This window comes from Maritimibacter harenae (assembly GCF_009882975.1).
Classification (GTDB): Bacteria; Pseudomonadota; Alphaproteobacteria; order Rhodobacterales; family Rhodobacteraceae; genus Maritimibacter; species Maritimibacter harenae.
This window is the reverse complement of sequence record NZ_WTUX01000014.1, coordinates 47,598-54,607: the sequence shown is the minus strand read 5'-3', so window position 1 is coordinate 54,607 and position 7,010 is coordinate 47,598. Positions and strand designations below refer to the sequence as shown.

General features: G+C 64.6%; 7 protein-coding genes and 1 riboswitch. All 7 genes read left to right on the top strand.

What is annotated here, in order from left to right; translation table 11 throughout:
* Positions 1-494: 494 nt before the first annotated feature.
* The 7 genes from GQE99_RS12135 (at position 495) to thiS (ending at position 7,010) form a co-directional block, all read left to right on the top strand.
* Complete coding sequence (locus GQE99_RS12135; protein WP_161351898.1) at positions 495-1,484, top strand: quinone oxidoreductase family protein; 990 nt, start codon at positions 495-497, stop codon at positions 1,482-1,484.
* A 401-nt stretch (positions 1,485-1,885) separates the two neighbouring features.
* Positions 1,886-2,776 carry a DUF1403 family protein gene (locus GQE99_RS12130; RefSeq protein WP_161351897.1) on the top strand — a complete coding sequence of 297 codons (891 nt, stop codon included), beginning with the start codon at positions 1,886-1,888 and terminating at the stop codon, positions 2,774-2,776.
* A gap of 2 nt (positions 2,777-2,778) precedes the next feature.
* Complete coding sequence (gene scpB, locus GQE99_RS12125; RefSeq protein WP_161351896.1) at positions 2,779-3,372, top strand: SMC-Scp complex subunit ScpB; 594 nt, start codon at positions 2,779-2,781, stop codon at positions 3,370-3,372.
* A gap of 282 nt (positions 3,373-3,654) precedes the next feature.
* Positions 3,655-4,674, top strand: coding sequence for a nucleotidyltransferase family protein (locus tag GQE99_RS12120; protein ID WP_161351895.1), 1,020 nt, complete (start codon positions 3,655-3,657; stop codon positions 4,672-4,674).
* Positions 4,675-4,901: 227 nt separating this feature from the next.
* Positions 4,902-5,002: riboswitch (TPP riboswitch) on the top strand.
* Positions 5,003-5,060: 58 nt separating this feature from the next.
* Positions 5,061-5,858 (top strand): bifunctional hydroxymethylpyrimidine kinase/phosphomethylpyrimidine kinase, encoded by a 798-nt coding sequence (gene thiD, locus GQE99_RS12115; protein ID WP_161351894.1) that lies wholly within the window; start codon positions 5,061-5,063, stop codon positions 5,856-5,858.
* Positions 5,855-6,829: an FAD-dependent oxidoreductase gene (locus GQE99_RS12110; protein ID WP_161351893.1), complete on the top strand. Its 975-nt coding sequence runs from the start codon at positions 5,855-5,857 to the stop codon at positions 6,827-6,829. Before thiD ends, GQE99_RS12110 begins: the two co-directional genes overlap by 4 nt.
* Positions 6,813-7,010 (top strand): sulfur carrier protein ThiS, encoded by a 198-nt coding sequence (gene thiS / locus GQE99_RS12105; RefSeq protein ID WP_161351892.1) that lies wholly within the window; start codon positions 6,813-6,815, stop codon positions 7,008-7,010. Before GQE99_RS12110 ends, thiS begins: the two co-directional genes overlap by 17 nt.

Genomic DNA, 7,010 nt, shown 5'->3' with positions numbered 1-7,010 from the left:
CCTGAGTCTCGTAATCTCCGGTCACCCGACATTGTTTTTGGGCATTTTGCTCATGTTTCTGAGCATATCGCAGTAATGTCCGATAATGCAATCTTATTGGACATAAACGAGCTCGACAATGCGCGGCGGTTTACGTCTATTATTGCGGAGAAAAGCGCCGTCGTGGAGTGGGCTTCCGGCTTGACCCACGCCCCCCCGAGACCCGTGACGCCAACACAACGATACTCCGGCTGCAATCCTGGGTCACGCGGGGCGCGGCGGAAGCCGCTGACAATGTTGCCTTTTTGTCGGCCACGGTGCTCGGGGCGCTGCATTTGGTGGCGGACGGGGCGCATTCCCCCACCTCTTGATCACCGACATGGCATTCGGTTTCGATTCAACCACACGAAACAAGCGGTTTGCACGGTTGCCCTCGCTTCCGAACCACTCGAAATCTTCTCGCCCTAACGCCCACCCGAACATAGTCTGGGTCTGACAGAAGGAGGGCTTCCCACATGGCTGAGACGACGTCCGCGGTTCGGTTCGAACACCACGGTGATCCTGACGTCCTGAAAGTGCAGGACGTCGAACTGGCCCCGCCCGCTGAGGGAGAGCTCCAGATCAAGCACGAAGCCATCGGCGTCAACTACATCGATATCTACCATCGCAAGGGGGTCTACGCGCCGCCGTTGCCGTTGCCCGCGGGACTGGGCATGGAAGGTGTCGGTGTGGTGCGCGCCGTGGGGGCCGGGGTCGATGGGTTCGCGGTTGGAGACCGGGTGGCCTATGTCGGCGGGCCGCCGGATGCTTACAGCCAGGCCCGTAACCTGCCTGCGGCGCGTGCCCTGAAGGTACCCTCGGATATGACGCCCGAGCTCACGGCGGCGCTCATCTTCAAGGGCCTGACCGTAGAGTATCTGATTCACAGGTGCCGCGCGATCAGCTCCGGTGACACGGTGCTTTGGCATGCGGCGGCCGGGGGCGTGGGCACGATTGCCTGCCAGTGGATGTCGGCGAAGGGGGGCATGGTGATCGGCACCGCGAGCTCGGCGGAGAAGCTCGAGGTCGCGAAGGCGAATGGCTGCACGCACCCGGTCAATTATCGTCAGACGGATTTCGAGGCCCGCGTGAAGGAGCTGACAGGCGGGGCGGGCGTCGATGTCGTATACGATTCCGTCGGGGCAGACACGTTCGAGAAATCCCTGAATTGCCTGCGACCCCGCGGGACCATGGTCAGTTTCGGCGAGGCGTCGGGTCCGGTGGACCCGGTCGCGATATCCACGCTCGGCGCCAAGGGCTCGCTCTACCTGACACGGCCGTCGATCGCGCATTACACGGCGCAGCGCAGTGAGTACGAGGCGGCTGCTGAGAACCTGTTCCAGGCGATCCGTGAGGGGGTCGTGCGTGCCCCGGAGATCACGACCTACGCTCTCGGCGATGCTGCCCGAGCGCACACGGATATGGAGGCGCGCCGGACCACGGGGTCCGTCATCCTGATACCCTGAGCGTGGGGTCGCGAGCCGAAATTCGGCTTCAGGAAAGCGGCCGTAGATGCGGCGAAGTCCAAATGCTGAAGACGTTTCATTTTGCCCAAGCGTTCAGGGTAATGGCCACGTTCGCGCCGCGCGGCTAAAGTTTACCTTGCGTCAAGTCGGCTCCCACCGTATACGACGGCACACAAGCCGATGGTCCTCCCAACATGGCCATCGGATTACTCCTCCCTGTTGGACTGTGGCCGAGCTTGTCTCGGCCATTTTTTTGTCCATAGGGTGCGGCTCGACGCTCGCGCGCCGGCTTGAGGTGCTGGGGCGGGCAGGGGGGACAGTGGCCGCGCCACATTCCTCGCTGCGGCGGTTTGAGCGGCATTCTCTGGAACAAACCGCCGTCGTTTGATTAGGGTGGCGGCATGACGTTCGTGCGATCCGATCCCAATGAAGAGGCGCTGAACCCGCCGCGGCTGCCGTCCTGGGCATTGCGGGGCGCCGCAGATACGCTGGATGACGTTGCCTTCTTGTCGGGCGCGGCCCTTGGTGCGCTGCATTTGTTGGTTGCGGACCGCGCGCTCCCTCAGACCCTGCTGCGCGACCGCCTTGCGCTTGGGGCGGCCGAGGCATGTGTGGCGTGGCAGGGCCGACCCGAGCGGGCTGCCGAATTGAGAGATGCCGTTCACTTGGCGCGGCCTGGAGATGCGTTGGGGCCTGCGGGAGAGGTACTCGCTGTCTGGCGGCGGGTGGTCGCGCGCCCCGCATCGACGAGGTCGCTCGCACGCGCTTTGCCGAATGTGACGTCCGAGGCGATCGAGGACTGGATGACGACAGGGCAGGGGGGACCGGTCGCCCGGGCCGCTGGCGTGCTGGAAGCCGTGCTTGCTGACCGGCCGCGGGACGAGGTGACGGCGTTGGCCCTGGCGGAAGCCACGCTTTCGAGGGCGCTTGGCTGGTCCCACGTGACGCCGGTCATCACCGCGGCCTTGCCGTCCCGTGCTCTGCGCCGCACCGGAGAGGACTTACGGTTGGCCTGTCACCGGGCCGCGCGCGCTGGGGCCGGGAGGGTGGCCCAGCAGGCGGTTGAGCTCGGGCGGGCTGGGGCGCGGCTTGAGGCTGTCGCGCCAAAGCTGCGCGCCAAGGGGGCCGGGCAGGCGGTGGCGTTGTTTTTCGAAAACGATGCCTTGGCCCCGGCGGCACTCACTCACCTGATGTCGGACCGAGCCGCCCGGCGGCTCTGTGATCGGCTCGTGGCTCTCGGCGCTGTGCGTGAGCTCACCGGGCGCGACACGTTCCGGCTCTACGGAGTGTGACGATGGCGAAAAGAGATGCGCCTGAGCTCGATCGTGAGCTGGCCGAGTTGCCGCCGGAGCTGCGCTGGCGCGAATGGATGCGCCGGGTCGAAGCGGTGCTCTTTGCCAGCGCATCGCCGGTGCCGCGCGAGGACTTGGCGCGCGTGGTGGGGCAGGGGGCCTCCGTCGAGCTCCTGGTCGAGGACCTGGCCGTGGATCTCGAAGGCCGCTCCTTCGAAGTGGCAAAGGTGGGCGATGGTTGGGTCTTGCGCACGCGTGTGGCCTACGCCCCGGCGATCCGGGCCGCGGCCGATCTCGGCGACCCGGTCACGGACCTCAAGGAGTTCGATGTCGCGGTTCTTGCCGCGATTGCCTATCACCAGCCGATCACGCGCGATGGACTCAAGGACATCTTCGGCAAGGAGATCAGCCGGGAGTTGATCGGGCGCCTGCATGCGCGTGAGCTGATCGCCCCGGGCCCGCGTGCACCGCGCAGGGGCGCGCCCTATACGTTTGTGACGACGGAGGCGTTTCTCGCGCATTTCGGTCTGGAGAGCCTGCGTGACCTGCCAGATCGGGAGGGACTTTCGGACGCCGGTTTGACAGATGAGGGATAGGGCTGACCTCTATAGCTCAATAGACGGACAATAATGAGCTATAGGCAAAGGCTCTACCGCTCATGACGTGGATTTGGCCGATTCCTGGCTGTCCGGGTTTTTGCACGGATGCGGCGACGCTCGCGCTCTTCGAAGGACGCTTGTTCTGTCCTCGGGCGAGACCAGGGGTGTCGCAACCCACGTTGGCGTCAACGGTGTGCATCAAAATAATATTTGCTACACACTTGCGATTGTGTGTATCAATCTTATATTTGTTGCACACTGACAAAATGCAGGCACAAGATGGATCCAATATCGCACTCCCGCGCAGCCCAGGTCGCTTATCAGGACCTGCTGCGTATGCATCTCGACGAAGCGGCCTCGGAGGTTGTGGGCAGTATCGAGGAGCGTCACCGAAACGGGCGAACCTATCTCTACGACCGGTTCCGGATCGGGACCGAGATGAAGAGTCGCTACCTTGGCGAGGATAGTCCCGACCTGCGCGACCGCTTGGCGCACGCAGCTAACCTGAAGGCGGAGGCCCAAGAGCGAAAGAAGCGCATGTCGCGCCTGGCGCGCGTTCTCAGGGCCGAGGGGATGATCGGAACAGACCGGGAGACAGGCTCGCTGCTTTTGGCGTTCGCGCGCGCCGGCGTCTTCCGGCTCGGCGGTACGTTGATCGGGACCGGAGCCTATGCGCTTTATCAAGGGGAGCTTGGCGTTCGCTTCGATTCCGAGGAGCTTGCCCAGACGGGGGACATCGATTTTGCGAGCTTCGAGCGGCTGTCGGTGGCACTGGGTGACCGCGTCGAGGAAGAACCGGGTGATATTCTTCGGTCGATGAAATTCGAAGCTGTCCCGGGGGTTTTTGATCGACAGATATGGAAATGGCGTCAAAGCGGTGGCGAGGCCATGGTCGAGTTCCTGACGCCGGCTTTCGGCGACGAAGGCATCAAGCCGCTTCCGGCGCTCGGCGTAAGCGCGCAGGCTCTGAACTACCTCAATTTCCTTATTTCCGAGCCTATTCACGCGGTGGCGCTCTATCGCTCCGGCGTCCTCGTGCAAATTCCGCGCCCGGAGCGTTTCGCGATCCACAAGCTGATCGTGGCGAGCAGGCGGCATCGCGGCCCGGACGAGGCGAAGGCGCGCAAAGACCGGGCCCAGGCTGAGTTCCTCGTTCGCGTCCTTGCGGAAGATCGGCCCGACGATCTCGCCGAGGCCTACGAGCATGCGCTGTCGCAGGGTCCCCGATGGCGCGATCGGATCGATGCGAGCCTCGGGCGCATGCCAGCGACAAAGGATCTCCTGCGCGGGCTCTCATGAACTCGCGCAGATGGTGATGTTGTACGGACCGGAAGGTTGTTTGGCGTGGCGAGGCCGATGGCACACGAATGAACTGGATGGCGTATATAACGATCAAGATGCGTCGAAGTGACATCCCTGCACGAGATTGTCCGGTGGGCAGGTAGTGCACGCATGGGCCCGGGAACCGATCTACGCCGGCGGCCGTCGATCATTGACCCAGCGGCAATTCAAGATTAGTACCCGTAGAAAATCTGTTGGGGTGCCCCTTGGGGCTGAGATGCGATCACGCAAACCCATTGAACCTGAACCGGTTAGGACCGGCGTAGGAAACAGTTTTGGCGACCGCGTGATTATGGTCGCACCCTGTCTCCCCGTCCGGTCTGGCCCGCAGAATTGGACGCGACGTGACTGCAACAGCCCTTACCATTGCCGGATCTGACAGCGGCGGCGGCGCCGGTGTTCAGGCGGATCTCAAGACATTTTCCGCGCTTGGTGTTTTCGGATGCAGCGCTGTTACAGCCATCACTGCCCAGAACACCCGGGCGGTCATCGCCGTGCACCCGGTGCCGCTCGAGACCATCGCGGCGCAGATCGCGGCCGTTCTCGAGGAGATACGGGTAGATTCGATCAAGATCGGGATGCTTGGCGGACCGGAGCTTGTGGCCTGCGTGGCTGAAGCCATTGCGGCGTTCGACGGCCCGATCGTACTTGACCCGGTGATGGTGGCGAAATCCGGTGATGCGCTTTTGCCGGACAGCGCGGTGGCCGCGTTGACCGAAAGCCTGATCCCGCGGGCGAGTTTGCTGACCCCGAACCTGCCCGAAGCGGCGCGGCTTCTCGGAACGGCAGAGGCCGTCGATGACGCGGACATGCAGGCGCAGGGGCGCCGGTTGCTCGACATGGGGGCAGGGGCCGTGCTGATGAAGGGGGGCCACGGCGGTGGTGACACGTGCACCGACTGGCTGATCGGCCCAAGTGGTTCACAAGCGTTCGCGTCGCCGCGCATTGCCACCGGCAATACCCACGGCACCGGCTGCACATTGTCGTCGGCCATTGCTGCGGGCTTTGCCCTCGGGCAACCATTGGCCGAGGCGGTGGACCGCGCGCATGGCTGGCTGCATGCCGCGATCCTTGCCGCCGATGGGTTGGAAATCGGCCAGGGTCACGGGCCGGTGCATCATTTCCACGAGGTCTGGGCATGAACGTCGTCGTCCGGGGCAGCGGCGTCGCGGGGCTGTGCGTGGCGGCAGAGCTGGCATCGCGTGGGCACACCGTGACAGTGTCCGACCCGAATGGCGGCCCCGGCGCGCATGGCTGTTCGTGGTGGGCCGGCGGAATGCTTGCACCGGACTGCGAAGGCTTCGCCGCGGAGGAACCGGTGATCCGGTTGGGCCGCACCGCTGGCGCGTGGTGGGAGGCACAGGGGGCCGAGGTTTCGCGGCGCGGCACGCTGGTCGTCGCTCTCGGCCGCGATCGCCGGGAGCTCGACATCTTCGCCCGCCGCACTGCCAACCACCGCTGGCTTGACCGCGACGGCGTTGCCCTTGCCGAACCCCAGTTGTCCGGTTGTTTCGACCGCGCGTTGATGATGACGGACGAGGCGCATCTGAACCCGCGCGCGACCCTGATCGCCCTGCAGGGGCGGTTGGCTGATGCAGGGGTGCGGTTCACGACCGAACCGGTCGACGGAGAGCGGATCGTCGATTGCACCGGCTTCGCCGCCCGTGCCGCTCTGCCCGACCTGCGCGGCGTAAAGGGCGAAATGGTCGTCTTGCGTGCGCCTGGTGTTTCGCTGACCCGCCCGGTGCGCCTGCTGCACCCGCGCTTTCCGCTTTACATCGTGCCGCGCGGCGACGGTGTCTACATGTTGGGCGCCACCCAGATCGAAAGCGGCGAACGGAGCCGGGCCACGGTACGTTCGGTTATGGAGCTTCTGTCCGCCGCCTATGCGCTCGATCCCGCCTTCGGCGAGGCGGAACTGCTGGAGATCGGCGTCGACGCCCGACCGACCTTTCCCGACAACCTGCCGCGCCTGATCGATGTGGGCGGCACGCTCTACGTCAACGGACTTTTCCGTCACGGCTTTCTGCTGGCACCCGCAATGGCGCAGATGACGGCACAAGTCATTGAAAAACAAGAAACACCGGAGCTCTGGCATGAATATCACGCTTAACGGCACACTGCAGGACATCGCCGGCCCGACGCTGGAAGACCTGCTGCGGGAAACCGGGCAGGCCGGGGCCAAGGTGGCCACCGCTGTCAACGAAACCTTCGTGCCGGCAGGTCAGCGTGCCGACCTGGTGCTGCAACCGGGCGACCGGGTTGAAATCGTCGCCCCGCGGCAAGGAGGCTGA